This window comes from Rummeliibacillus pycnus (assembly GCF_044359855.1).
GTDB lineage: Bacteria > Bacillota > Bacilli > Bacillales_A > Planococcaceae > Rummeliibacillus > Rummeliibacillus pycnus_A.
The window spans coordinates 1,599,233-1,623,275 of the sequence record NZ_CP132291.1 but is presented as its reverse complement, the minus strand read 5'-3'; the positions used below and the strand labels follow the sequence as shown (position 1 = coordinate 1,623,275).

22 protein-coding genes, 1 riboswitch and 1 other annotated feature are annotated in these 24,043 nt (G+C 34.5%); of the genes, 13 read left to right on the top strand and 9 right to left on the bottom strand.

From position 1 onward, the window contains the following. Window positions 1–109: 109 nt before the first annotated feature. The 5 genes from cydC to Q8X41_RS07910 all read right to left on the bottom strand — a co-directional run bounded on the left by cydC (window position 110) and on the right by Q8X41_RS07910 (window position 6,825). Window positions 110–1,867: a thiol reductant ABC exporter subunit CydC gene (gene cydC / locus Q8X41_RS07930; RefSeq protein ID WP_397540225.1), complete on the bottom strand. Its 1,758-nt coding sequence runs from the start codon at window positions 1,865–1,867 to the stop codon at window positions 110–112. A gap of 4 nt (window positions 1,868–1,871) precedes the next feature. After that, window positions 1,872–3,596, bottom strand: a complete 1,725-nt coding sequence (gene cydD, locus Q8X41_RS07925; protein WP_397540224.1) for a thiol reductant ABC exporter subunit CydD — start codon at window positions 3,594–3,596, stop codon at window positions 1,872–1,874. A 12-nt stretch (window positions 3,597–3,608) separates the two neighbouring features. Further along, window positions 3,609–4,610 carry a cytochrome d ubiquinol oxidase subunit II gene (gene cydB / locus Q8X41_RS07920; protein ID WP_397539708.1) on the bottom strand — a complete coding sequence of 334 codons (1,002 nt, stop codon included), beginning with the start codon at window positions 4,608–4,610 and terminating at the stop codon, window positions 3,609–3,611. Next, window positions 4,607–6,007, bottom strand: coding sequence for a cytochrome ubiquinol oxidase subunit I (locus Q8X41_RS07915; RefSeq protein WP_397539707.1), 1,401 nt, complete (start codon window positions 6,005–6,007; stop codon window positions 4,607–4,609). The genes cydB and Q8X41_RS07915 overlap by 4 nt, the downstream gene beginning before the upstream one ends. 383 nt (window positions 6,008–6,390) lie before the next feature. Continuing rightward, window positions 6,391–6,825 (bottom strand): Lrp/AsnC family transcriptional regulator, encoded by a 435-nt coding sequence (locus tag Q8X41_RS07910; RefSeq protein WP_397540223.1) that lies wholly within the window; start codon window positions 6,823–6,825, stop codon window positions 6,391–6,393. A gap of 107 nt (window positions 6,826–6,932) precedes the next feature. On the opposite strand from Q8X41_RS07910, the gene Q8X41_RS07905 reads away from it, so the two are divergent. Next, window positions 6,933–7,340, top strand: coding sequence for a carboxymuconolactone decarboxylase family protein (locus Q8X41_RS07905; RefSeq protein WP_397539706.1), 408 nt, complete (start codon window positions 6,933–6,935; stop codon window positions 7,338–7,340). Between the two features lie 105 nt (window positions 7,341–7,445). Then, the gene (locus Q8X41_RS07900) at window positions 7,446–8,228 is read left to right on the top strand and encodes a class I SAM-dependent methyltransferase (protein ID WP_397539705.1); all 783 of its coding nucleotides are present in this window, start codon (window positions 7,446–7,448) and stop codon (window positions 8,226–8,228) included. A gap of 176 nt (window positions 8,229–8,404) precedes the next feature. On the opposite strand, the gene Q8X41_RS07895 is transcribed toward Q8X41_RS07900, so the two are convergent. Continuing rightward, entirely contained in the window at window positions 8,405–9,694 is a 1,290-nt protein-coding gene (locus Q8X41_RS07895; RefSeq protein WP_397539704.1) for a histidine--tRNA ligase, read from the bottom strand. A 378-nt stretch (window positions 9,695–10,072) separates the two neighbouring features. On the opposite strand from Q8X41_RS07895, the gene Q8X41_RS07890 reads away from it, so the two are divergent. From Q8X41_RS07890 to Q8X41_RS07855, 8 genes are all read left to right on the top strand, one after another. Beyond that, window positions 10,073–10,525, top strand: a complete 453-nt coding sequence (locus Q8X41_RS07890; protein ID WP_397539703.1) for an NUDIX hydrolase — start codon at window positions 10,073–10,075, stop codon at window positions 10,523–10,525. Window positions 10,526–10,685: 160 nt separating this feature from the next. Then, window positions 10,686–10,900 (top strand) — a binding site (T-box leader). Window positions 10,901–10,942: 42 nt separating this feature from the next. Continuing rightward, window positions 10,943–12,625: an arginine--tRNA ligase gene (gene argS, locus Q8X41_RS07885; protein ID WP_397540222.1), complete on the top strand. Its 1,683-nt coding sequence runs from the start codon at window positions 10,943–10,945 to the stop codon at window positions 12,623–12,625. A gap of 79 nt (window positions 12,626–12,704) precedes the next feature. Next, window positions 12,705–13,178 (top strand): GNAT family N-acetyltransferase, encoded by a 474-nt coding sequence (locus Q8X41_RS07880; RefSeq protein WP_397539702.1) that lies wholly within the window; start codon window positions 12,705–12,707, stop codon window positions 13,176–13,178. A gap of 101 nt (window positions 13,179–13,279) precedes the next feature. Then, window positions 13,280–13,462, top strand: a complete 183-nt coding sequence (locus Q8X41_RS07875; RefSeq protein ID WP_397539701.1) for a YjfB family protein — start codon at window positions 13,280–13,282, stop codon at window positions 13,460–13,462. 334 nt (window positions 13,463–13,796) lie between these two features. Further along, window positions 13,797–14,105, top strand: a complete 309-nt coding sequence (locus Q8X41_RS07870; RefSeq protein WP_397539700.1) for a transposase — start codon at window positions 13,797–13,799, stop codon at window positions 14,103–14,105. 51 nt (window positions 14,106–14,156) lie between these two features. Further along, window positions 14,157–14,624, top strand: coding sequence for an RNA deprotection pyrophosphohydrolase (gene ytkD, locus Q8X41_RS07865; protein ID WP_397539699.1), 468 nt, complete (start codon window positions 14,157–14,159; stop codon window positions 14,622–14,624). Then, window positions 14,608–15,393: an alpha/beta hydrolase family protein gene (locus Q8X41_RS07860; protein ID WP_397539698.1), complete on the top strand. Its 786-nt coding sequence runs from the start codon at window positions 14,608–14,610 to the stop codon at window positions 15,391–15,393. Before ytkD ends, Q8X41_RS07860 begins: the two co-directional genes overlap by 17 nt. A gap of 12 nt (window positions 15,394–15,405) precedes the next feature. Then, window positions 15,406–15,858 (top strand): hypothetical protein, encoded by a 453-nt coding sequence (locus Q8X41_RS07855; RefSeq protein ID WP_397539697.1) that lies wholly within the window; start codon window positions 15,406–15,408, stop codon window positions 15,856–15,858. A 446-nt stretch (window positions 15,859–16,304) separates the two neighbouring features. Here the strand turns inward: Q8X41_RS07855 and pckA are convergent, their stop codons facing one another. Then, entirely contained in the window at window positions 16,305–17,894 is a 1,590-nt protein-coding gene (gene pckA, locus Q8X41_RS07850) for a phosphoenolpyruvate carboxykinase (ATP) (protein WP_397539696.1), read from the bottom strand. A 199-nt stretch (window positions 17,895–18,093) separates the two neighbouring features. Next, window positions 18,094–18,209: riboswitch (SAM riboswitch) on the top strand. Window positions 18,210–18,483: 274 nt separating this feature from the next. Between pckA and metK the strand changes: the two genes are divergently transcribed. Both metK and Q8X41_RS07840 read left to right on the top strand, forming a co-directional pair. Beyond that, window positions 18,484–19,686 carry a methionine adenosyltransferase gene (gene metK, locus Q8X41_RS07845; RefSeq protein ID WP_397539695.1) on the top strand — a complete coding sequence of 401 codons (1,203 nt, stop codon included), beginning with the start codon at window positions 18,484–18,486 and terminating at the stop codon, window positions 19,684–19,686. A gap of 333 nt (window positions 19,687–20,019) precedes the next feature. Continuing rightward, a complete protein-coding gene (locus tag Q8X41_RS07840) occupies window positions 20,020–20,478 on the top strand; it encodes a YiaA/YiaB family inner membrane protein (protein ID WP_397540221.1) in 459 nt (152 codons plus the stop codon). A 266-nt stretch (window positions 20,479–20,744) separates the two neighbouring features. On the opposite strand, the gene Q8X41_RS07835 is transcribed toward Q8X41_RS07840, so the two are convergent. Then, entirely contained in the window at window positions 20,745–22,013 is a 1,269-nt protein-coding gene (locus Q8X41_RS07835) for an MFS transporter (RefSeq protein WP_397539694.1), read from the bottom strand. 209 nt (window positions 22,014–22,222) lie between these two features. After that, window positions 22,223–22,750, bottom strand: a complete 528-nt coding sequence (locus Q8X41_RS07830) for a gamma carbonic anhydrase family protein (protein WP_397539693.1) — start codon at window positions 22,748–22,750, stop codon at window positions 22,223–22,225. A 124-nt stretch (window positions 22,751–22,874) separates the two neighbouring features. On the opposite strand from Q8X41_RS07830, the gene Q8X41_RS07825 reads away from it, so the two are divergent. Beyond that, window positions 22,875–23,675, top strand: a complete 801-nt coding sequence (locus Q8X41_RS07825) for an alpha/beta hydrolase (RefSeq protein WP_397539692.1) — start codon at window positions 22,875–22,877, stop codon at window positions 23,673–23,675. The last annotated feature ends 368 nt before the right edge of the window (window positions 23,676–24,043 follow it).

The window sequence follows — 24,043 nt, the reverse complement described above, 5'->3', positions numbered from 1 at the left end:
TGAATTTTCTGGATATTACTTTATTATATGAGGGGTTTTTTTAGGAGTACTAGTACAATTGCCTACTTAAAAAGCTCCCGATTTTTTAGAAATCGAGAGCTTTTACTATTTATATCATTGGATGATCTAAAGAATACAACCGTTTATAACGTGTGCTTCTTGAAAGCAATTCTTTATGTGTACCATTTAAATGGACCATTCCTTGGTCAATGAAAATCACTTGATCCATTTGATCAACACCTGCTAAATGGTGTGTAATCCAAATGATTGTTTTGCCTTCTAATGTCTTCAAAATTGTATCAATTAATTGATTTTCAGTAATCGAATCGAGGCCAACTGTAGGTTCATCAAGAATAACGATTGGTGAATCTTGTAGCAAAATGCGCGCTAAAGCAATTCGTTGTCGTTCGCCTCCGGAGAAACGTTCGCCAAGTTCTTGCATCCGAGTATTGTATCCATCAGGAAGAGACTCAATATAATGATGCATTTGTACTTTTTTCGCTGCTTCAATAACTTCCTCGTCTGTTGCATGAACATTGCCTAAACGAATATTATTCATAACAGTCGTATCAAATAAATGAGGCTTTTGTTCAAGTACACCTACGATTTCAGCAATATCTTCATGAATCAGAGCAGTATCTTGTTCATTCAATCGAACGGAGCCTTCTGTTGGAGTTAGGGCACCTAAAATTAGTCTGGCTAATGTACTTTTACCCGATCCGGTTTTACCTAAGATAGCAATTTTTTCACCTTGTTGGAACTGTAAGGTAATTTGTTGTAAAACATTTTGATTTGTTGCGTCATATTTAAAAGAAACATCATTAAATGTGATAGTTAAAGGTTGATTTTTCAAGTTCATTACTTGCTCTTTTGCAGATGGTAAGCTTTCAGGGCTAGCTTCTTCAATCGCATCTAATCGTTTTAAAGAAGTATCATAATTTGGCAAGTGACTAACAGCATCAGAAACCGGTGCAAAAGCTTCTGCTAATGGGAATACAACCAACACGAAGGCTGCAATCCAGATATGTGCGAATTCCCCGGCATTCGCACTTGTTCCAGCAAACGCAATCATCACTAAAGTTACAACAGCAACGACTATTTGAAATAATAAATTACGTCGACGATTGAAAGAATCCATTTTATATTCGAATGCATCTTGATGCTGCTCAATCTTTTCATATGCTGTTAAAAATGTTTGTTGTTTACCACTGATTTTCCAATCACTTAATCCCATGACTGCATCAGTAAGGGACGCATATAATTCGCCTCGCAGTGATTTCATTTGAATCATTCGTTTGCGGTTTGCTAATAAAGATACAAGTGGAATAAGAACCACTAGTACAAATAATAATAAAGCCATCAGTAATGCAAACGGAATGGAGAAGAAACCTAAAGCGACAACTGCAATGATGTATAAAATGAAGGCAAAGATACTAGGAAAGATGGTTTTTAAATATAAATTTTGTAAATGTTCTATATCATCTGCTAAAACCCCAAGTAAATTCCCAGTTGAAAAACGATTAGAAAGTGTTAAAGCCTGTGTTTCTAATTTTTGATATAAACGGACACGCATTTTTGAAAGAATTTTTAAGACAAATGAATGGCCGGTTAGTTGCTCAGCATAGTTAAATACAGGACGGAAAATACCAAAAGTACGCACAAGTACAATCGGTACATATACTAATAAAATATTTTCAGGGCGAGTAGCTGATTTTGAAATCAAATAACCTGAAGTAAACATTAATGCACTTGCACATATAAATGTCATAGTTCCTAATAAAAAAACGAGCAAAAGTAGTTTTTTGTTTTGTTGTAAATAAGGTTTTACCCATGCATGTTTGAAGATGTTTGATTGTTTTGGTGTCATCATGCTACGCCTCCGTTCCATGCGTTTGTTGATGAACTAATTCATAGTAGTAACCTTGTTTTGCAAGGAGTTCTTTGTGTGTTCCTTGTTCTACAATTTCACCGTTATGCATAACAAGAATCATGTCCATATCTATCATCCAGTGAAGACGATGCGTTGCAAAGAAAATTAATCGATTTTCAAATAACGGAAGCATACGTTGTTTGATTTCCCATTCGGTCTCAATATCTAAATGGGCTGTTGGTTCATCAAATAGTAAAATTTTACGAGAATCGTCTAAGAAAGCCCTTGCAAGTGCAATACGTTGTTCTTGTCCACCACTTAAAGCTCGGCCAGTTTCACCGATGATTTCATCATATCCATTTGGTAGTGAATCAATTACTTCTGTTAAACCAGCACGTTCACATGCATTCTTAATTTGCGCATCTGTGGCATCCTTCGTATAAAAGGCGACATTATTACGAACGGTATCATGAAACAAATAAGGGTGTTGTGGAACGTAGTAAATTTGTTTTTGCCAATCTACATTTGCAAATGAATGGACGGACTTCCCGTTTATTTGAATTTCGGCGCTATTCGCTTCTGCAAAGCCACTTAATGCATTGATGAAAGTAGATTTACCAGAACCACTTGCTCCGATAATCCCTACTCTTTGATTGCCTTTTAAGTTAAATGATACTTGATTCAATGAAGGTTTATTTGATCCTTCATGTTGAACAGTCATGTTTTTAATCATAACAGTGGATTGTCCATCCCATGTTGAAATGGATGTAGTGTCTTCTTTAGTAGATGGTCGATTTAATATAGCTGAAATGGCTGTAAATGCGTTTTTCCCATCCAATGTTGCGTGATAGTCTGAACCAAATTCGCGAATTGGTGCGAAATATTCTGGTGCCAATATTAAAATGATTAACGATGGCAATAACACGAGTGATCCTTTGATTAAACCTAAACCTAAAAATAACGCAACAATTGCAATCGAAATACTTGTGAAGAATTCTAGAGCAAATGTTGATAAGAAAGCCACTGCTAATGTTCCCATTGTAGCTTTACGATATTGCTCACTGACATTGCGAATATTACGATCGTATTTTTTACTTAATCCTAAAAAGCGTAAAGTTTGCAAACCACGAAGTGAATCCACAAAGTGATTGGACAATACTTGATAAGATTCATATTGTTTATCTGCCTTTGATCGTGCTGCAATACCTAGAAGAATTAAGAAGAAGATTAATATAGGAAGAACGAGCAAGAGAATAAGAGCAGATTTAATATCGATTGTTAAAGTATAGATGAAAATCATGACTGGAATGACAAACATATTCATTACTTTTGGCAGAAATAATTTCATGTATTGTTCAACGTTTGAAATGCCTTCTAATGCCATTGTCACTATATTTCCTGTACCTTCTGTTGCGGTTATGTTAGGGCCGAGATTAAATAATTTAGCTGTTAGTTGTTTTCGTAAATTAGAGCCTGTTTTCATTGAAAAACATGACATATATTTTTCTCTAAAGTAGATCACGATATGTTTCGCAACGAAGCAAACAAAAAATAATAACATAGGGAGCAGCTGATCAGCCAGCTGCTCCTTATGGAATAAGTTTGTAATTGTCGTCGCTAAATAAATCGCTTGGAGAATAGTGAAGGTACCAAGAAGAGCAGCCATCACGAATAAGAACACAAGAGTTCCTTTTATTCCACTGAGTTTAAATAGCGCTTTGTCAATCATTTATGTCACCTATTTCTTAGGGCTAATACGTTTACGGAATACATAGTAGCTCCAAATTTGATAACCTAATACGAATGGAAGTAATGTACAAGCTACTTTTGTCATCACGGTTAATGTGTAATGTCCACTTGCTGCATTTTCAATCGTTAAGTTAAAGGATGGATCAATTGAGCTAATCATGACACGTGGGAACAATCCGATAAACAGCATTGCTACGACAAAAGCTATAGCAAGACCAGAGAATGTAAAGGCGAAACCTTCACGACCTTTATTTGCAAATAACATGCCTAAAACGGTTGCAAGGACTGTTAATCCTAATAATACTGGTGTTGCGACTGGACGTACATCAAATAGATCTGTTTGGAAGTAAGATAATACTGCAAAGATAACTTCACCTACAAATAATAGGATATACACTTTATTTAACAGAGAGATTGCTCTTTTATGAACATCACCAGTTGTACGTAAACCGATAAATGTTAATCCGTGTACGAGTGTAAGTAATACAACTGCAAGGCCACCAACCAATGAGTAAACATTCACGAAATCAGAGAATGAACCAAATAGATGCATGTCGCCATCAATCGGCATACCGTGTACAAGACTAGTGAATAGCATACCTAGTAAGAAAGGAGATACAAGACTTCCGATAAAGGTTAACCAATGGCAAAGGTTTATGCCTTTGTCTGTTTTTGAATGATGACTATATTCGATTCCTACTCCACGTGCAATCAGTGCAAGTAGTAGGATGACGAATAAAGTGTAGTAACCTGAGAACATGGTAGCATACCAGTTAGGAAATGCTGCAAATAATGCGCCACCAGCTGTAATCAACCAAACTTCATTTGCATCCCAGAAAGGTCCGATTGTTCCGAGTAATTGTTCACGTTCGTGTTTGTTTCTAGCAAGTAAGCGTGTTGCCATACCAACCCCAAAGTCAAATCCTTCTAGGAAGAAGAATCCGACAAAGAGAACTGCGATTAGTACGAACCATAATGCTTCTAAACTCATTCTTCAAACGCCTCCTTGTCCATCAAATCTACTTTCGTATCTAATTTTTTCTTAAGAATGGCATCCGGGCCTTGTTTTGCTACTCGAGCGACCATCATAATCATAATCACTGCTAGGATGACATAAGCCGAACTAAATGAAATCGTTGAGAATAAGATTTGTCCTTTAGAAACATTTGGAGAGATAGATTGGGCAGTTGTGTAATAACCAAAAACTGTCCAAGGTTGACGGCCAATTTCTGTCATAATCCATCCTGTAGTGTTTGCGATAAAAGGTATTGCAATTGCTCCAATCATTAAGCGTAAGAACCATTTTTTGTTTACAATTGTTCCACGATTTGCGAACCATAAGCCTAATAATGAAAGAAGAACCATTAAGCCACCGAATCCAGCCATAATACGGAAACTCCAAAATACGGTTTTAACTGGAGGAATGTAATTGACGTTATCTCCATATAGCTTTTCGTATTTTGCTTGAAGCGTTTTCATACCTTCAACAGAACCATCAAACTCACTATAAGCTAGATAGCTTAATAAGTAAGGAATATTGACTTCCCATTTATTTTCTTTATTTTTTGTATCGATATCTGCTAATAATGTCCAAGCTGCAGGATCGCCTGAGTCATTCCATAGTGCTTCGGAAGCAGCCATTTTCATTGGTTGAGATTCCATTAAATGTTGTGCTTGATCATGACCTGAAAACATGATACCAAAGCCAGCAATACAAGCAACAACCATCGAATAGTTAAATGATTTTTTGAAAAATTCAGTATTACGTTTTTTCAGTAAGTTATAAGCGCTAATACCACCTATAATAAATCCACCGGTTGCAAGTGCACCAAAAATTGTATGTGGGAACTCTACTAGCAATTGTGGGTTCGTTAATAATGCCATAAAGTCTGTTAAAACAGCTTTCCCATTTTCAATTTTAAATCCAACTGGTTCTTGCATAAAAGAGTTTGCAGCTAATATCCAAAGTGCGGATAACATTGTTCCTAATGCTACAAGCCAAGCGGATAAGGCAATAACCCATTTAGGTAGTTTATTTCGACCAAACATCCAAATACCGATGAATGTAGATTCCATAAAGAAAGCAAGTAAAGCTTCTACAGCAAGTGGTGCACCGAATACATCTCCCATAAATCGAGAGTATTCAGACCAGTTCATCCCAAATTGGAATTCTTGTAAAATACCAGTTACAACACCTATTGCAAAAGATAGTAAGAATATTTTTCCCCAAAATAGAGCCATGTCTAAATATATTTTTTTCTTCTTCCACACATACATGGTTTCAAAGATAGCAACAAAGAAAATCATGCTAATTGAAACTGGAACGAAGAAGAAGTGGAAAATAGTAGTGATTGCATATTGAATTCGAGCTAAATCTAAAATTTCCATATGAACTTCCTCCTAAGTAAAATCAAATGATTTTTAACTTCCCTTACAGTATACGACCTGTTTCTTTTTTTGGAAGAGCAAAATTAGTACAAAGTGTCACGAAATTGTGGTCATATTGTGTCGATATCGATATATCCATAGTTAACACTATATGAACAGTGTTAACTAGCTGTTTCCCAATGGATATTTATAATATACTATCCTTTTTTTGTTAAAAATCATTATACTTACGATCGGTTATTCATATCTCTTTATCTAGAATTTCTAATGACAAGTATGCTGTCACAAAATATTCAAACATAAAAATAATACAGTTGTGAAGAAAGTGTGAAATTAGTAGTGTTTTTGGTTAAAAATGGAGGTGAAAAGCATCAATTAAGTCATTATAATTTTAGATAATTTTTCATCGTCTCTACTTCTGAAAATATAAAATGAGTTTTTGTATGAGCATATAGCTGCAGTTCGTCAATTGTAGCTTCCGCACTTTGGAAAGAAGAAAAATTCATCTTCAACATAAAACAAGCATCTCCTGCAATACGATAACAGAAATCCACATTAGAATAGGATTGGATTAGCAGTTTAAAATCGTTATAACGATTATTTTTAATTGTTGCTTCAACAATACATTGAATGGAGTATCCTAGCACATTGTCATTAATTTGTGTTGTATATTGCATAATAGTTCCTTGTTCTTCTAGTTGTTTTACTCTTTCTTTTACAGCGGGAGCTGATAAATGGACTCGACGTCCTAATTCACTCATTGATAACCGACTATCTTTAGATAACTCCTGTAATATAGATTTGTCTATTAAATCAATCATGTCTATTTTCCTTTCTTATTGAAAGTATTTTGGTATATTCCTTTCAATGTTAAATGTAAATTTCCTGTTTTTCATTTTACAATAAATGATAGGAGGGATGTAATATGGCATTTATTGCTTATTCAAAAAACGGTTCAACGCCTTTTCAAAAGCTATTAGGACATAACAGAAGTGTGATGGGATTTTGGAATGATTTAGGTGGTGAATTAGAGAAGGATGGTCATTTAACTGCAGAGCTAAAAGAACAAGTCCGAAGAACACTTGCTCAAGAGAATGGTTGCGAATATTGTAAAGCGAAGGGGAAACCAGATGAAAGGTATCATGACGAAAAGATAGCGGTAAGCGTTGGCTTTGCACAAGCATTTCTTGCTTCAAAAGGACATACATCCCCAAGCATTGTAAATATATTAAAAGATTATTTTTCTGAAGAAGAAATTAGTGAACTTTTTGCATTTGTTTGTTTTACAACAGCTTCGCAATATTTTGGAGCACTAATGCAATTAGAAGGCTGAGTTTGATAAGAAAAAAATTATATCAAATCATAATATATATAAAATTTACTTATAATACTTTTATTGTAAAATTAACCTATCACCTAATTCACAAGGAGGTTTAGTATGGAAATCGATTTTCATAGTCAAGATAATCATTCTTCCTATTCTTCAAGAATTGCAAATGTAAGTTGGATCCAAAGGATTAATGAAATTTGTGAAGTGAAAGGTAAAACAGTTTTAGATATTGGATGTGGTGGAGGAATTTATACGAAAGCATTAGCTGAAATGGGGGCTTCAACTGTTACTGCACTTGATTTCTCTGAACAAATGCTTTCTGCTGCAAAAGAAAACTGTAATGGATATCCTAACATTCGATTTCATCTAGGTAACGCGTTAGATACAAAATTGGAAAATGGGCAATTTGATATTGTTCTTGAAAGAGCGGTTATTCACCACATATCAGATTTAGAAACATCTTTTAATGAAGCTTTTCGCATTTTAAAACCGGGAGGGGTCTATCTTATTCAGGATAGATCCCCAGAAGATTGTCTACTTAAAGGAAGTTCAAATCATATAAGAGGATACTTCTTTGAAAAATTCCCAAGTTTGATTGAAAAAGAAATATCAAGAAGATATTCTGGAGAAAAGGTATTGCAAACTCTTCGAAATATAGGATTTCAAGAATCTTGCGAATATCAATTATGGGAAACAAGAAAAATTTATAAAACAATAGAAGAATTATCTGCAGACATTTTAAGTAGAACCGGACGTTCAATTCTCCATGAATTGAATGATTTACAACTCCAAGAATTGGTCGTATATATTAATAATCAATTAAAAATAAAAAATGATGAATCAATAGTTGAAGAAGACAGATGGACTATTTGGAAAGCGGAGAAACCGTGAACCATCACTAATTAGGTAGAAATAAAAACTTTCCTTATGGCATTTCAAAAATCCAATTAACTTAGAGACCCTGCTCTTATTGAAAAATTCCCAATAAGAGCAGGGTTCTATTATACTAATAATGTTCTTAAACTCTTGCATATTCACCTATCTAGACGAACATTATTAGTAGGTATTTACCTTTTAGATACAAAATTAAATGATTCCTCTAAAATCTCTCCTGTTTCCATATCTTTTACTTGAATTCTATTCTTTTTAATTTCATTTTCACCTATAATAATCACTTTTTTGAGGCCTTCCTTATTTGCTCGATCTAGTGCTTTTTGAAGATTTTTTATTTTCATCTCTAGTTCTACAAGATATCCCTTTTTTCTTAATTGGGTTGCAAGCAGTAAGCCCTCTTTTGTTGCTTTAATAGGAATAATATAAAAATCGATGTTGGATGAATATGTGAGTGAGTGGTTCATGGAATAGGCAGTAGTAATAACATCTAAACCAAAAGAAATCCCCACTGTAGAAAAAATTTCTTCGGTTCCTATTAATCCACCAATTGCATTATCATATCTTCCTCCACTACCAATACTCGAGTTAATAGTGCCATCTTCTAAAAAGATTTCATAGATGGTTCCAGTATACATTTCTAAACCTCGAGCTAAATAAGGGTTAAATACACATTGCTCTTTCATATTCAAGTAGGATAAGTATTCTTCTAATTCTTTTAGTTCTGCAACGCCTTGTGAAATATCCTCATTTTTATCAGTAAATTGTTCAAAATAATTAATTCCTTTGCTAGTTGAAGTTTTCAAGAAAGAGATAATTTTGAGAACGATATCTCCACTTATATTTTTTGACGATAACTCTATTTCAATTCCTGAAAGTCCTACTTTTTCATATTTATCAATTGTTAATATGACACTATTCATCGAATCATTTTGTACACCAATATATGATAGCATGCCTTGTAAAAGCTTTCGGTTATTGTATTGAATAATCACTGGTAATTGTAATTTTTCAAAAGCAGAAAGAGCCATGCCCATTAACTCAGCCTCTGCCGCCTGAGTACTGACACCAACAATATCTACATCACATTGCGTAAATTCACGAAATCTTCCAGCTTTAATAGGTCCATCTCGGAATACTTTTCCAATTTCATAGCGTTTAAATGGCATTCGTAAAGTTGGATTCATGGCTATTACTTTTGCAAAAGGAATAGTTAAATCATATCGCAGTGCTAATTCCCTCTGTCCCTGGTCAGTTAATGTATACATTTCTTTTAGAATTTCTGCTCCACCACCATATTTGGAAGACAATAACGATGAGTAATTCAGAATAGGCGTTTCTAGTGGTTTGCATCCATATTGGATAAAGGTATCTTCCAGCGTTCTACGGATTTTACTTCTAATCATTTCAACATTGGGCAAATAATCCTGTGTACCCTTCACATTTTGATAATTCATTTTTTTCATTGATAACCCTCCTAAAATAGAAAATAAAAAGAACTGCATTCGTAAAGGGATAATTCCCAACCGATGCAGTTCATTATAATTAGCCTTCCTATACGCGATATTAAAATCGGATAGCAAGGCTAATAGTGATGATGGTATGAAGTTTTAGAATTCAGTTTCATGTATAGTAGCATGTGTATTCACCTCATAGTTTTTATTATTCTATAGATAATTGTTTGAATAGTCAATAAATAATTAGTTGAGATTGTTAAAATATTTCATTTAATACTGTACATTAGAACAATTAAATCCTTATAGAATAAGGTATTTGTAATAAAGGATATATTAAATAAAATGTCGAAAAATAAATTAGTAAATTAAAAGAAAAGAGGTATTTACATGGGATACGTCATGGAATTAAGAAAGCTAGTAGGAAGCCGTCCACTGATCCTTGCTGGTGCAAATGTTATTGTATTAGATAAGGAAAATCGATTATTAATGCAATTAAGACAAGATAATAATTGTTGGGGCTTGGCTGGAGGAGCATTGGAACCTGGTGAGAAGTTGGAAGAAGCGGCAAAAAGAGAATTGTTTGAAGAAACAGGACTAGAAGCTAAAGAATTAACCTTATTTAAGGTTTTTTCAGGAGAAGAATTCTATTATCAGTATCCACATGGTGATGAAGTTTACAATGTCATTTCTACATATATTTGTACAGATTTTTCAGGAGAATTGAAGATGGATCAAGATGAAGTACAAGCCTTACATTTTTTTGATATGCAACAATTGCCACCAAACATCAGTCCGCCTGAATTGCCGATTATCAGGGAGTTTATTGATTCATTTAATTAAGTGGAAAAGTATAATAATTAAGCTCACTTAGAACAAAAAGGTAAGGTTACTTTACTGAAAATAGCATGAGTGATGATTTGTTTGAATTTCTTAAGGATATTTTTAGAATAAAATATTGATTTTTCTAAATATTCAATGTATGATAATGAAAATTCATAATGTAAATTCTAAGAAAAAGAGAGTAGTTTATAAAGGAATGTCAAGCGAGTTAGGGATAGTGTGAGCCTAATACAGATCTTGTAAATGAAACGCACTTTGGAGAAACTTTTTGAAATCAGTAGGAAAGCTCGGGGAGACACCTCGTTAACAATAGTGAGCGGTCACAAATGTGGCAACTAGAGTGGTACCACGGGAAATTATGCTCTCGTCTCTTATTACAGAGACGGGGGCTTTTTTATTAGGGGGGGAAAGAAGATGATGAGTGAAAAACAGCAAATAGCAACGGTGATACAAAAGGTTATCAACTACGAAATAGAAAGTGAGCAAATAATCGCACTTTTAGAAAAGCCTAAACATGCACATCTTGGCGATATGGCTTTTCCGTGTTTTACACTATCCAAAATATTAAGAAAAGCGCCCAATCAAATAGCAAGTGAAATAGCTAGTCAGTTGGATCATCAATTGATTCATCAAACCCAAGCTGTAGGTGGTTATGTCAATATTTTTTTAAACAAAGAAATAATCACGAAAAATGTTATAGAAACGATTATAAAAGAACAAACAAAATATGGAGAACAAATATCGACAAACGAAAGCATTACCATTGATTTCTCATCACCTAATATTGCTAAACCATTTTCAATGGGTCATTTACGTTCAACTGTTATAGGTAATGCATTGGCTAAAATATCAAAAAAGAATGGATACGAAGTGATTAAGATAAATCATTTAGGAGACTGGGGTACGCAATTTGGAAAGCTCATTGTTGCCTATAAATTATGGGGAGATCCAACAAGAATTGAACAGTCTCCTGTTAAAGAATTATTAAAAATTTATGTGAAATTTCATGAAGAAGCTGAATTAGATGATACGCTAAATGATGAAGCACGAGCAGCTTTTAAACGTTTAGAACAAGGCGATGAAGAGGCTTTACAGCTATGGCAATGGTTTAGAGAAGCTTCACTAAAAGAGTTTCAAAAGATTTATGATTTATTAGGAATTTCATTTGATTCGAACTCTGGTGAAGCTTTTTATAATGACAAAATGGAAAACGTTGTAGAAGAATTAAAGGAAAAGCAACTACTCGTCGAATCTAAAGGTGCATTAGTTGTTGAATTAGAGAACATGCCACCAAGTTTAATCATGAAAAAAGATGGCACAACATTGTACGTTACTCGAGATCTGGCAGCTGCGATATATCGTCATGAAACATACGGTTCTACGAAATCATTTTATGTAGTAGGAAATGAACAGTCCCTCCATTTTACACAATTATTTTTGGTGCTTCAGAAGATGGGACATGAATGGGCTAATGGACTTCAACATATCCCATTTGGAATGATGCTAAAGGACGGCAAGAAGATGTCAACGAGAAAAGGGAAAATTGTTTTGCTAGAAGAAGTACTTGCAGAAGCTATTGATGCGGCAAAAAAGAATATTGAAGAAAAAAATCCAAGCATTGCAAATAAAGAAGAAATAGCGAAAATGATAGGAATTGGTGCAGTGGTTTTTAATGATTTAAAGAACTATCGTATGCATGATATCGATTTCTCATTAGAAGAAATGTTGAATTTTGAAGGGGAAACTGGTCCGTATGTTCAATATACTTATGCAAGAATTTCCTCTTTATTGAAAAAAGGTGGGTTCCACCATAAAGAGAATATTAATTTAAATGGATTAAATGAAAAAGCATGGTCAACCATTTTAACTTTAAAAGATTTCCCGACGATTATTGTGAAGTCATTTGAAAATGCTGATCCATCACAAATAGCGAAATACTGTTTGGAATTATCGCATCAATTTAACAAATACTATGCAAATACAAAAATAATAGATGAATCACCAGCTCAAAATGCAAAACTCGCATTAGCATCTTGTGTCGCAATTGTCTTAAGTGAAGGATTAAGGATACTTGGTATTAAGGCACCAAATGAAATGTAATCTAAATGAGAGTAATGTGTATCAAATTCATAATGCAAAATTTATAAAAAAATACGAGCATTTTAGAGGAGTGATTTAAATGGTATTAAGACCTTATTCAGAATGTGATTTATCAAAGTTGCAACACTATACATTACTCGAAGAACAATATTCTTTAACAATGATGCCACTTGATAGTGTAGCGATATGTAATGTTGATGCTTCACGACATCCGGTAGTTTTAGAGGATGATGGAGAAATTGTAACCTTTTTCAATTTACATGAAAAGGAAGGAGTCGCTCCTTATAGTACAACGGGTGATACAATTTTGTTACGTGCATTTTCTACAAATGCGATGCATCAACGTAAAGGTTATGCCAAAAAAGCCTTGCAATCTTTGCCTAGTTATTTAAATGAACACTTTCCATATATTACGACTATTTATCTAACGGTGTATCTATTTAATGATAGTGCGAAAAATTTGTATGAAAAAATAGGATTTGTTGATACAGGAGCTCGAGAAATTCGTAGTGGAAGAGAGCTAATGGTGATGAAATGGGAAATTTCTAAATAGAAGATAACGAAAAGTTATCAAGGTAATAATTTATTTATAAATAAAATTATTAATAACGAGCAATTTTCACCCGATAATATGGTTGTAAAGGAGTGATACGAATGGATTTGAATTCCATTATGGCTACGCAGCTATCGGATCTTCAACAAACGGTTCAAATGAGCGTTTTACAAAAGGCATTGAACATGAATACGACTGCTGCTGTTCAGTTATTAAATCAAATGCCTGAACAACCACAAGCTACACATCCATACAAAGGATCCGTAATTGACGTACAAGTTTAATCGAAATGCCTCCACAAGCTATCGACTTAAATTGACATGACTTTACAACTCCAATGACATCAGATTGTTCCTATGAACTATCTGATGTTTTTTTGTATAAAATTTCTCCTAAAAACTAAACTAATAAATAAAAAAGCGTTGTTAAATTGAAATATGAAAGATAAATTATTGTGCCAACACACGTCAGCTTTTCGGGCAAGATAAAGCTTAAAGGATAGTTCCGCTTAAGACAACGCAAGAATACTCATGCGGTTTGTGCGCTTAGTGAGCTGGTACTTTAGATAATACTATCAACAGTATTCATTAACATAGCTAATAAAAAAGGAGAATGTACATGTCAAATGTAGATGTATATATTTCAGTGATGCACAAGTATTATAATTTTTCACCGTATCATGCTCCATGGGAATTTCATATAAATGTAGATCCAGGAATGTTAAAAGTATTTGATCAGCTCTTTGAACAAATGAAAAGTTGGGACAACAACAGTATTGTGAGAGCGCAAATTCCGGCAGTTCCATACCATTTTGACCAGCAAAATAATGAAGTGGATAAGCGTTTAAAAAAGGTCTATGCACTTATTCATGAATATGGAGATAAAGATACAAAAAAATTCATCGAACAAATGCCTTACTACAGTTGATTGATGACGATGCCTTCGTTACACTAAATACGATAAGGAGTGAGCGAAGGTATGTTTACATATACAGATTTGAATGGTAACGGTTGTGAATTATCTTTTAAAAAGAATGCTTTCAGTATTATTCCAAAGCATGTACTTGTTTTAGCAAAGTATGAAGGAAAATGGTTGCTAACAGAGCATCCGGAACGTGGCTATGAATTTCCTGGTGGAAAAGTAGAAGATGGCGAGACATTAGAAGAAGCTGCAGTAAGGGAAGTATTTGAAGAAACAGGTGCAAAAATTGTCAATGTAGAATGGCTTGCGACATACATGGTTCAAGAAAATGTCCCATTTACGAAAGCCGTTTATACAGCAACTGTCCAAAACTTTGATCAAAATCACCTAAACATGGAGACAAACGGTGCTGTATTAATGACTGAAGAAGAACTAACAGCCAACAATCGATTAAGTTTTTACATGAAAGACTTAGGAATGAAAAAAATTTTAGAGAAGGTGAGTGAACGTGAAGACAAATGGTGAAATCTACAATTTAAGAGAGTATCCTTCCCCAAATCCAAAAATAAAATTAACAGAAATTACTTATTGGTCAGAAGGTTTACGTGTTAAAGGTTTACTTGCTACACCAATTGCTAAAGCAAATTATGAAGGGATACTATATTTGCGTGGTGGCATGCAAGGCGTTGGGATGGTGCGACCTGCACGTATTGCACAACTTGCTTCCCATGGATTTATTGTTTTTGCCCCATACTACAGAGGGGTACGCGGTGGTGAAGGAAGAGATGAATTTGGGGGGGAGGACCGTTTTGATGCGATCAATGCAGTCGATGTGTTAAAACATTTTTGTCTAAATAAACGTATTCATCTTTTTGCATTTTCAAGAGGTGGTATTATGGCGCTATGGACGGGAATATTGCGCAATGATATTACTTCAATTGTTACATGGGGTGGCGTTTCAGATATTAAATTTACGTATGAAGAACGAGTCGATATGCGTAGAATGATGAAGAGAGTACTAGGTGGTTCTCCGCAAAAAAATCCAATCGGTTACGAAGAACGGCAACCACTATCTCGTGTTGATGAGATTAAAGCTCCTGTATTAATCATCCATGGCATGTTAGATGACAATGTAGGTTTTAAACATGCTCAGCTTTTGGAAAACGGCTTGAAGGTTTTAAATAAGCATGTAGAGACTTGGTACTATCCTGATTATACGCATTTTTTTCCGAGCGATGTTAATCGAAAAGTTGTAGATAGTGCTTGTCAGTGGATGAAATTACAACAATTGTAAAGGGGTGATGAATTGGGGTATATTAAAGCAAAGATTGATATAAAGTTAAATGACAAAGACTTGGATTTTTCACAGCGCTATCCTTATTGGCAAGAACTTTGGTCCAATTATACTGAACCTTTTTCAGAGGTTCAAATCCAAAATTGGAAAGAAGAAGAACAGGCGATTGAAGAATTAGAAAAAATTAGCTTTATTTCACGTATTGAAGGACTTGTCAAAATTCAGCGTGTCATGTTAGATGAGAACAATCGAGCCTATTTTCAAAATCAAGCTTCTTTAAATGGAAAATTAAAATGGTTTTCTATTGTTTTCCATGATAGAGAGCTTACTGAAGGTATTGAGATTCATAATTATGGAGAAGAAGTTTACTTCAACCAAGTAACAAAGGAAGAAGCAGAGCCTATAGTCGAGATGTTTGAACAATTGAAATGTGAAGTTGAATTTTTTCCTGATGATATGGATTAAATAAGCACTGCAACTTGAGCTGTGGTGTTTTTTATTTGGTTTTTGGGATGAGGATTTTTTGTGAGAAAGGACAGTGGATTCAGGACTTAAAGAGTTTTATGTAATTCAGTAATACATGTAAATGCTTTGAGAACCGAGAGTAAATGGCTTAAAAACAAGTGTAAACCAAAATCATAATATTCTCCGTTGTCTGCGACAGAAAATGACGTAATGGATAAAAATTAAAAACGCGAAAAAGGGGAGTATTGATTTTTTTAGAGAAGACTTAAAATGCTGAGAACGCAAATACAATTTAAAAAGTCGCAAGTAAACGTCGTTAAGTCGCAAGTAAGCTCCATCAATATCCCTAAATCATGTAGATAATAAAACTAAAACCCCGAGCAGCTCGATTACAACTGCTCGGGGTTTATCCGTCCGTTATGGATTACTTATAGGTTCAAAACTAATTAAGCGATTGGTGCACCTTTTTTAGTGAAATCTTCGGAAACAACACCGAATTTTTTGAAGTTTTCATGGAACATACCAGCTAATTTAGTTGCTTTTTTGTCATAAGCTTCTTTATCAGCCCATACGTTACGTGGATTTAAAAGTTCTGTTGGAACACCTTCAACTGCAGTTGGCATTGCAAAACCGAAGATTGGATCTTTTTCAGTGAATACATCGTTTAGTTTGCCATCGATTGCAGCGCGTACCATTGTACGAGTGTAAGAAAGCTTCATACGGCTACCTTCACCGTAGCTACCACCAGTCCATCCAGTGTTTACTAAGAATACATTTACTTGGTGTTCGTCAATTTTCTTACCTAACATTTCTGCATAAACTGTTGCGTGTAATGGGAAGAATGGAGCACCAAAGCAAGTAGAGAATACTGGTTCTGGTTCTACAACACCACGTTCTGTACCAGGAGTTTTAGAAGTAAAGCCTGATAAGAAGTGATACATTGCTTGTTCTTTTGTTAATTTACTGATTGGAGGTAAAACACCAAAAGCATCAGCTGTTAAGAAAATAACTGTTTTTGGGTGACCTGCAACAGATGGATCAACAATATTTTCGATATTTTGGATTGGGTACGCAACACGAGTGTTTTGTGTTAAAGTTACATCATCGTAATCAGGAATACGAGTTTCAGGATCTACGACTACGTTTTCTAAAACTGTACCGAAATTAATTGCGTTATAAATTTCTGGTTCTTTTTCAGCGGAAAGGTTGATTGTTTTAGCGTAGCAACCACCTTCAATGTTAAATACACCGTTATCTGACCAACCGTGTTCGTCATCACCGATTAGTTTGCGATTACCATCAGCAGATAAAGTTGTTTTACCAGTACCTGATAAGCCGAAGAATAGGGCAACGTCACCTTTTTCTCCAACGTTTGCTGAACAGTGCATTGGAAGAATGCCTTGTTGTGGTAATAGGTAGTTCATGATACCGAAGATAGATTTTTTCATTTCACCAGCGTATTCTGTTCCACCAATTAAGATGATTCGTTTTTCTATTGATACAATGATGAATGTTTCTGAAGATGTACCATCAACTTCAGGATCTGCTTTAAATGTTGGAGCAGATACGATTGTGAAGTCAGCATCATGGAATGTATTAAGTTCTTCTTCAGTAGGTCGGATGAATAGCTGATGAGCAAATAGGTTATGCCAAGCGTATTCATTGACAACTCGGATTGCTAAGCGTGATTCAGGATCTGCGCCTGCAAAACCTTTAAAAACAAAAACTTCTTCTTTTTGTTTTAAATAGTTAACAACTTTGTTATATAATGAATCGAATACTTCTGAAGAAATTGGTTGGTTAATTTTACCCCAATCAATTTTATCTTGAGTTGAAGCTTCTTCTACCATATATTTATCTTTAGGAGAACGTCCTGTATATTTACCTGTTACTGCACGAACAGCGCCATCAACTGTTAAGATTGCTTCACCACGTGAAGTTGCTTTCTCCACTAATTGTGGGACTGAAAGTTGTTCCAAAATATTTTGACCTTGTAATAAATCCTTCAGTTCATTCGCAATTTCTATTGAATTCATCTTTGTTCGTACCATCCTTTTTATATTATTCCCGTATTGTGGGTTTTTAATTTTCATTTCGAGAATTAGTATAACACATTCAAATTAATAGTCTATACTAATAGCTAATTAATTTTTAAAATTTATCTTTTTTTAATATGAATATAAAATAGTTTGACTTTCAAATCAATATCACTTACTATATGCATTAGAACGGATACTCTTATCCCGAGCTGGTGGAGGGTCAGGCCCTATGAAACCCGGCAACCTGCATTACCTTTCACGTGATGCGTTGGTGCTAATCTGATGCAAGGATGATTCCTTGAACGATAAGAGTGAAAGGTGCTTACGAAACATACCCTTTCCTCATTGGTTTACGATGAGTGAGAGGTTTTTTTTTTCAAAAAATAGAAGCAAATCTAATTTGTTTCATTATTATATGTGATTTGTAGAATTCTATTTATATTATGTAATGGCACTTTCTATATCCTCGTGTTAAAAAGCAGCTTTTTAGCTGGCTTGGCGTTTAGCTTAATAGTTTAAACGGGCATGGGTAATGAGTACCGTATCTTTTTTCGAGAGGATCTCGTTGATAATAGGAGGAAACCAAATGACAAACAGAAGATTATTTACTTCAGAAAGCGTAACAGAAGGACACCCGGATAAAATCTGTGACCAAATCTCAGATGCAATTTTAGATGCCATTATTGCAAAAGATCCGAATGCACGAGTAGCGTGTGAAACAACTGTTACAACAGGTCTAGTACTTGTAGCAGGTGAAATTACAACTTCTACATATGTAGATATTAAAGGAATCGTTCGTGATACTGTTTCAGAAATTGGCTACACTCGTGGTAAATACGGTTTTGATGCTGAGAACTTAGCAGTGCTTGTTGCGATTGGCGAACAATCACCTGATATCGCACAAGGTGTTGACCAAGCTTTAGAAGCTCGTGAAGGCTCTATGACAGATGCAGATATTGAAGCGATTGGTGCAGGGGACCAAGGTTTAATGTTTGGTTACGCTTGCAACGAAACACCTGAATTAATGCCACTTCCAATTAGCCTTGCGCACAAATTATCGCGCCGCTTAACAGAAGTTCGTAAATCAGGTCAATTAAATTACTTACGTCCTGATGGTAAAACACAAGTAACAATTGAGTATGATGAAAACAATCATCCAGTACGTGTAGATACGATCGTTATTTCAACTCAACATGATGAAGAAGTAACATTAGAACAAATCCAAAAAGATTTAAAAGCAGAAGTAATCGCAAAAGTTGTACCAGCTGAATTACTTGATGAAAGCACTAAATACTTCATTAATCCTACAGGTCGTTTCGTAATTGGTGGACCTAAAGGTGATGCAGGCCTTACAGGACGTAAGATTATCGTTGATACTTACGGTGGTTATGCTCGTCATGGTGGTGGTGCATTCTCAGGTAAAGACGCTACAAAAGTTGACCGTTCTGGTGCATATGCAGCTCGTTATGTAGCGAAGAATATCGTGGCAGCAGGTCTTGCAGAACGTGCAGAAGTTCAACTTGCATATGCTATTGGCGTTGCCCAACCTGTATCCATCGCAGTTGATACATTCGGCACAGGTATTGTAAAAGAAAGTGACTTAGTAGAAGCGATTCGTGAATTCTTCGACTTACGTCCAGCAGGTATTATTAAAATGCTTGATCTTCGTCGCCCTATTTACAAACAAACTGCTGCTTATGGACATTTTGGCCGCACAGATTTGAATGTTCCGTGGGAAATTACTGATAAAGCAGAAGCTCTAAAAGCTAAATTTGCAGTAAAAGCTTAGTCGGTTAATCACAAATCAATAAGTATAAAAGGTCGTTCACTTTAATAGTGAAACGACCTTTTTAGTTTGTCTTAATTTCTAATAAAAAAACTGCTTTTCAAAAATAATTGGCAGCAGTTTTTTTAGGTTATCCTAAGTCATTCTATTTTTATATGGTCGATTGTTTAATAAGATAGTTTACAAATTAAAAAATAGCTATTGCCCTCTCTAAATTCTTTGATTAGTAATATTATGGTATTTTACGCTATATTAAACTATTGTGTTGATTGATAGAAATTTAAGTGTTAATCTAAAATTAATCAGTAATTATTCTAAAATGAAAGGAAGGTATCCCTGAAATCAAATGAGTTTTTCTTTTTAACGTGGGCAGCCTTTATAACGGGTTTTTCTTTTGTTCTTATTGCTATTTGGAACACAGATTGGATGCTTGTTGAACGAGGATTTTACACTATTGTGTTAGGGTGGATTACTTTTTCTTCTTTTTCTCTTGTGAAAACAATACGGGATAAACAAGAGAATATAAAAGTTTCGAAAGAGTATTTAGGTCTTTGTTGGTTATCGGCGATTGCGTCTTTTGGTATTGGCATGATTAGTATTTGGAATACTGAGTGGCCATTAGTTGAAAAGGGTTATTATTGGTTGGGGATTATTTTCGTAATGTATACTTCATTTGCTCTGTCAAAGGAAATTCGCGATAGACAAAATTTTACTGATAAACACAATGAAAGACTTCAATTCGGTGATGAATCTCAAGAAATACAAGATGATTTCCCTGAGTCTAAGGCTGATTAAAAATCTTTTACTTGATAGACAATCAAAAGAAATTGCGATAGTACGAAGTCACTGACAAAGTCAAAATACATGAATTTTAATAATAAAATTTGTGATGCAATTTTTGTTGAAGTGGAATCAGCGAAGACTCCTGCGGGAAAGCGAAGCTGATTCCACTTCATATTATAGCGGATTTGTACTATAAAGTTTTGAATAATAATTTAACGAAAAAAGAGCTTTGTTGAAAATTTTACAAAGCTCTTTTTATTTTTAGTTCAATCTTTTTCTTAAGGCTTAATAACATCATCTTTAGGATTATGTTTCTTCAATAATATAACGAATAAGCTACCTAATGCGCAAAATGCTCCAGATAACATAAAAGCCCAAGTATAAGAGTCAAAGATATTATAGATTAGGCCACCGCCGTAAGCTGCTACTGCTGCACCGACCTGATGGAATGCTACCATCCAGCCATACATCATAGCACTTTTTTTTATACCAAACTCTCGTCTAGCAAGCCCAATCGTAGGAGGCACAGTAGCAATCCAATCGAGTCCATAAAAAACTGAGAAAATTATAAGTAGAGTAATAGAACCGTTATTCAATGCAACTGGCAAAAATAATAAAGATAATCCACGAAGTCCATAATAGAAAAATAATAACCATCGATTATCGATTTTATCACTTAGCCAACCAGATAAAGTTGTACCAACTAAATCAAATATTCCCATAAAACTAAGCATGGATGCAGCAAGTACCATTGGAATACCAAAACTCATACAATAACCAACAAAGTGAGTTCCTATTAATCCTGTAGTAGACAAGCCGCATATGAAAAAACTACCAGCTAACAGCCAAAAAGCTTTACTCTTGCATCCTTCAATTAATGAATCCCAGACAATTTTAAAAGGGTTTTCTATAGACTTATTATTAGAAAATGTAGGTGGCTCTTGTTCCGTTAATCCGAGAGCAGTTGTACCAATTTGTTCAGGGAAATCCTTCATAAATAGGAAAATAAGAATTAGCATGATGATGCTCAATCCAAAGATTAAGCCAATTGCATGATGCCAACTATAGTTTTCTATTAATGTAGCAAGTACAGGTAGTAAGATAAGCTGCCCAGTTGCAGTTGCAGCAGTTAATATTCCCACAGCTAAACCACGGTGCTTTACAAACCATCGATTAGCTATTTGTGTACTGAGTACAGTTAAAAAAAGACTAGAACCAATTCCAATTATGACTCCCCATATTAGAACGAGTTGCCATTCTTGAGTCATCACAAATGTTAAGCCTAACCCAAATGATAAAAAAAGCATAGATGCTAACATGACATTTTTTAGTCCGAATCTTTCGACAAATGCAGCCATAAAAGGACCTGAAAATCCATATAAAAATAAACCAATTGCAAAAGCAAATGAAATAGCTGGTCGGCTCCAGCTAAACTCAGTTTCAAATGGCTCTATAAAAACGCCAGAAGAGGATCGAATAATACCTGCAACAATAATGGAAAAGAATGTTATAACTAAAATAATCCAACTATAATGAATCTTTTTCATATAAGCATCTCCGTTTTATAAAGTATGTAATTGTTAAAACACAAAAAGAATCAAATCAGCTTATTTTTAAAAAGGGCTCGGAATGGGAAATTCCGAGCCCTAAATTTAAAGCAAAGGACGATTGTTCAAATAGCGTCAGCAGATGGATAAAATAAATAGATAGTTTACAAACAATCTACCTTACTTTTGCAAAGCCTAATCATAAAAAATTATCGAGGTAATGGACTATTTTGAACAGATTTATAAAATTGCCCTTTTTCATAATATTCATTGATAATACGATCCATTTCTTTTTTATCTTCCTCATTTAGTTCTCGAACTACCTTTGCAGGTCGGCCAAACGCAAGTGTGTTTGGTGGGATTTTCTTTCCTTGTGTTACGAGGCTACCAGCTCCGATAAATGCACCTTCACCAATTTCAGCACCATCTAAAACGATGGAAGCCATACCGATTAGTGCACCTTTCTTAACATGGCAGCTATGAAGAGTAACTTGATGACCAACCGTTACTTCATCTTCTAAAATAAGTGGAGCAGTAGGGCTTTGATGTAAACAACATAAATCTTGAACATTTACTTTTCGACCGATAATTGTAGGTGAAACATCACCACGAATAACGGTATTATAAAAAATAGACGAATCTGGACCTATTGTCACATCACCAGTAATAACAACGTTATCACCAATAAAAACAGATGGGTCAATAGATGGTTTTTTATCTTTAAATGGATAAATCATCGAAAATACGCCTCATTTCAAGCTAAGATTATAATATTATCGTAACAAACCAATGAGTTAATTGGAACAGAAATTCATATAATGCGTTAAAATATAGACAGGAAAGAATGAGGAGAGAATTAATATGTGGAAATGGGAAGCAGAAGGTCAGGCTAAAGCAGTTGTGGTATTTATACATAGTGCATATGAGCATCATCGTCGTTATGCTTGGTTAATCGAAAAATTAAGAATGTCTGGAATGCACGTAATTACAGGGGATTTACCTGGGCATGGGGAAGAGAGCAGAGGTAAAAAGGCACATGATGAAGATTTCAGGGATTATGGGAAATTTATCCGCCAAATGATGCAAATAGCCTTAAACTATAATTTACCGATATTCATCATTGGCCATGGACTCGGTGCAACCCTTGCAATTCAAATCGAACAAAAATATAAATACGAATGTGCAGGTATGATCTTGACATCACCATGGTTGCACTTGATTCATCAACCTTCAAAATTATCGAATGCTCTTACTGGATTAAGCAAGTTGACGGGGAATATGAAGATTCACCACGATGTTACAGTAAAACAACTAACACGAAGTTATGATTTTTATAAAGAAGAAAAAGATGATTTTTATTATAATTCCGTCATTACTGTAAATTGGTATCGAGAACTTCATCAATTTATGAAGGCTGTTTCAACGATGCAAGAAGGGTTTCCAGATATCCCTGTATTGTTAATGAACGGGGGAAGTGATAAAATCGTTTCCCAAACTCATAGCAAAAAATGGCTCGTACAACAAAATATATCGGAAATGCAATATAAAGAATGGAAGGTATGCTATCACGATCTTTACCAAGAACCAGAGCGTGATGATATTTATCAGTATATGGAATCTTTTATCTTTAATGCATTACGAAATATTGGATATATTATATAGAATAAGAAAAAGTTCAAAAAGGTTATGATAAGCGATAAGTTGCTTATCATAACCTTTTTGTCTTTTAGGTAGTAGATACGTATGTTCCTTAAAACTTATTTAATAAGTTAAGTGAATAAAAACAACATTATTATTCATTATATTGTTTAATTTTCCATCTTAACATTCGATGAAATAGGCTGAATTTACTTGCTAATATGTTGTTACCAGTGGACAAAAATTGAAATTGTGAACTTTTAATATGAAAGATTCAATTGAAATGTCTATTTAAAGCTCATTGAATCAATTTCATAATTTAATTTTCAATCAAAAATACGAACATATCACTTTTGATTGAACTCTGTTTGTCTCCATATCCTATGGGAGTA

Bases quoted from the DNA above. Each gene is read 5' to 3' on its own strand.
- cydC (WP_397540225.1), bottom strand. From the start codon at position 1,867: ATGACACCAAAACAATCAAACATCTTCAAACATGCATGGGTAAAACCT.
- cydB (WP_397539708.1), bottom strand. From the start codon at position 4,610: ATGAGTTTAGAAGCATTATGGTTCGTACTAATCGCAGTTCTCTTTGTC.
- Q8X41_RS07915 (WP_397539707.1), bottom strand. From the start codon at position 6,007: ATGGAAATTTTAGATTTAGCTCGAATTCAATATGCAATCACTACTATT.
- Q8X41_RS07905 (WP_397539706.1), top strand. From the start codon at position 6,933: ATGGCATTTATTGCTTATTCAAAAAACGGTTCAACGCCTTTTCAAAAG.
- Q8X41_RS07900 (WP_397539705.1), top strand. From the start codon at position 7,446: ATGGAAATCGATTTTCATAGTCAAGATAATCATTCTTCCTATTCTTCA.
- Q8X41_RS07895 (WP_397539704.1), bottom strand. From the start codon at position 9,694: ATGAAAAAAATGAATTATCAAAATGTGAAGGGTACACAGGATTATTTG.
- Q8X41_RS07890 (WP_397539703.1), top strand. From the start codon at position 10,073: ATGGGATACGTCATGGAATTAAGAAAGCTAGTAGGAAGCCGTCCACTG.
- argS (WP_397540222.1), top strand. From the start codon at position 10,943: ATGAGTGAAAAACAGCAAATAGCAACGGTGATACAAAAGGTTATCAAC.
- Q8X41_RS07880 (WP_397539702.1), top strand. From the start codon at position 12,705: ATGGTATTAAGACCTTATTCAGAATGTGATTTATCAAAGTTGCAACAC.
- Q8X41_RS07875 (WP_397539701.1), top strand. From the start codon at position 13,280: ATGGATTTGAATTCCATTATGGCTACGCAGCTATCGGATCTTCAACAA.
- Q8X41_RS07870 (WP_397539700.1), top strand. From the start codon at position 13,797: ATGTCAAATGTAGATGTATATATTTCAGTGATGCACAAGTATTATAAT.
- ytkD (WP_397539699.1), top strand. From the start codon at position 14,157: ATGTTTACATATACAGATTTGAATGGTAACGGTTGTGAATTATCTTTT.
- pckA (WP_397539696.1), bottom strand. From the start codon at position 17,894: ATGAATTCAATAGAAATTGCGAATGAACTGAAGGATTTATTACAAGGT.
- metK (WP_397539695.1), top strand. From the start codon at position 18,484: ATGACAAACAGAAGATTATTTACTTCAGAAAGCGTAACAGAAGGACAC.
- Q8X41_RS07835 (WP_397539694.1), bottom strand. From the start codon at position 22,013: ATGAAAAAGATTCATTATAGTTGGATTATTTTAGTTATAACATTCTTT.
- Q8X41_RS07830 (WP_397539693.1), bottom strand. From the start codon at position 22,750: ATGATTTATCCATTTAAAGATAAAAAACCATCTATTGACCCATCTGTT.
- Q8X41_RS07825 (WP_397539692.1), top strand. From the start codon at position 22,875: ATGTGGAAATGGGAAGCAGAAGGTCAGGCTAAAGCAGTTGTGGTATTT.